This is a genomic window from Zooshikella ganghwensis DSM 15267 (assembly GCF_000428585.1).
Lineage (GTDB): Bacteria > Pseudomonadota > Gammaproteobacteria > Pseudomonadales > Zooshikellaceae > Zooshikella > Zooshikella ganghwensis.
In genome coordinates this window covers 1-1,914 of record NZ_AUAF01000327.1, presented here as the reverse complement: position 1 = coordinate 1,914, position 1,914 = coordinate 1, and the positions used below count along the sequence as shown (strand labels likewise).

Sequence of the window (1,914 nt, the reverse complement as noted above, 5' to 3'; positions counted from 1 at the left end):
ATTTCGGCACTCCCTGAAAGTTTTGTCCTGTACATAGAGATGTTACCTAATAATGTCTCACCCTAAGCTATCCTCAGCAATATTCCTGGTAGCGCAGGTGTGCTCAGTGTAATGTAGGCAAGTCTTGGTATAAAGTCTGTTAAATATTAAATCGATACTGAAACTTTGCAAGATAAGGTTGTGTGCACTTAGGGTAAATTACATTATACGTACTGCGTAATGAATTTTTTAAATCTTCAAAAATGGTGTTAGCCAAATAAAACACCGACTACTCTACTGATTCATATCCAAGTGATGTAAATGGTGGATTAAGAATAGTCATGGTTAAGTTGTGGTGTAAGATAGTATTTTATGAATCAATATTTGATATGTTAAGATAAAGCAGAGGATTTTAATAATTTTGAAAATATATTCTTAATTTTAAAAAAACTTATATTTTCAGGTTTGTTTTTAGAAACAAAATATGGGGTGCTAATTTTTATAGGTTTAGGAGAATCAATATAAATTATTTTGTTTTGGCATACTATAGAGTTTTTAATTTTTATGCCTGCTCCTATAAAAGTATCATCAAGTATAATGCAGTTACTGATTTGTACACTTTTGTCTACGAAACACTCATGACCAATCGAGTTTTGACCATGTAGTAGGGTATCACAGTCAACATAACTATGGTCTCCTACATATGTTTTTCCTGTTACTATAGAGTCTTTCTGTATTATGCTTCTTTTTCCTTTGATAAGGTTAAATGACTGTTCAATACCACTTGGGATCAATGACCTCATATCAGTTATTTCATTCAAAGAAAGCTGATGATAAGCTGAAATTGACTTTAAATCGTAATTTTTAAATGGACAGTTAATTTGAGCTTTATTAAAGTCTTCAGGATTTTTTAATGGCCACTTTATACAGTCGATAGACGAGATTTTATCGTATACTTTCATTAAGCCTAAGGGTTTATTAAGCATATTAACGTATGCTGTAGACTTATCTTCATTTGACAAGCTCCAGTCGTATGTTCCTCTTAAAATGTCACCTCTAGCTGCTAAAAAAGGTAGTTTTAGCTTTGAAGAAAGTTGTTGTTTAATAGAGTTGAGTGAATCACTTTCATCACAGGTGATATAGTGAATAATTAAACCCCAGCGAATTCCACATTTGAAATAATTTTTAATAACGTTTTGTATGTTTTTGGTGACTAAAAAAATCTCTGTTATATTATTAACTTTAAGTTCTTCGATACAATGCTCTAAAACGGGCTTGCCAAGTATAGGTAACATTGCAGGACAGTAGAACTCATTGAGAGGGTACAGCTCTTTACCACAGCGGTTCGCAAAAACTATTGCTTGCATAATATTATTCCTTATTGATTAGTAAGCACCTTGACCACTTAAAAGACTTGGAATTGTTTTAAATATTAATTTGATATCCCGCCACAAGCTTTGGTGATGTACATAGTCAATATCGAGTTCTGCTTGACGAGTAAAACAAACTTTTGATCTACCAGCAATAACCCAGTCAGATGTTAGGCCTGGTATTGTATCTAATCTTTGCCGCTGTATTAAACTGTATTTTTCTATTTCACTATAAAGTGCAGGTCTTGGACCAACTAATGACATCTCACCTTTTAGTACATTCCATAGTTGAGGTATTTCATCAAGAGATAGTTTCCTAATTAGCTTCCCTACTTTTGTTACGCGGGGGTCGTTCTTAACTTTAAAGGTCACACCTTCTTGCATCTCATTACTGCTTTCTAGGTGAGCACGCATTTTTTCTGCATCTTGGTACATTGATCGAAACTTCCAAAGAAGAAATGGTGCCCCACTGTCAACAGCAATTGAATTTTGACCCACTTTTCTGGTAATCCAGCAATTTAAAACTGACCCACCCTACGTTTGGTTTCGTTAATTGGTTATTGTT

General features: G+C 33.6%; 2 protein-coding genes. Both read right to left on the bottom strand.

What is annotated here, in order from left to right:
- Positions 1-371: 371 nt before the first annotated feature.
- On the bottom strand, positions 372-1,346 hold the full coding sequence (locus F607_RS0126565; protein ID WP_027710411.1) for a sugar phosphate nucleotidyltransferase: 975 nt from the start codon (positions 1,344-1,346) through the stop codon (positions 372-374).
- A gap of 18 nt (positions 1,347-1,364) precedes the next feature.
- The gene (locus F607_RS32135; RefSeq protein ID WP_051311875.1) at positions 1,365-1,847 is read right to left on the bottom strand and encodes a sugar transferase; all 483 of its coding nucleotides are present in this window, start codon (positions 1,845-1,847) and stop codon (positions 1,365-1,367) included.
- Between the last annotated feature and the right edge of the window lie 67 nt (positions 1,848-1,914).

Coding starts and splice junctions, on each gene's coding strand:
- F607_RS0126565 (WP_027710411.1), bottom strand. CDS start 1,346: ATGCAAGCAATAGTTTTTGCGAACCGCTGTGGTAAAGAGCTGTACCCT.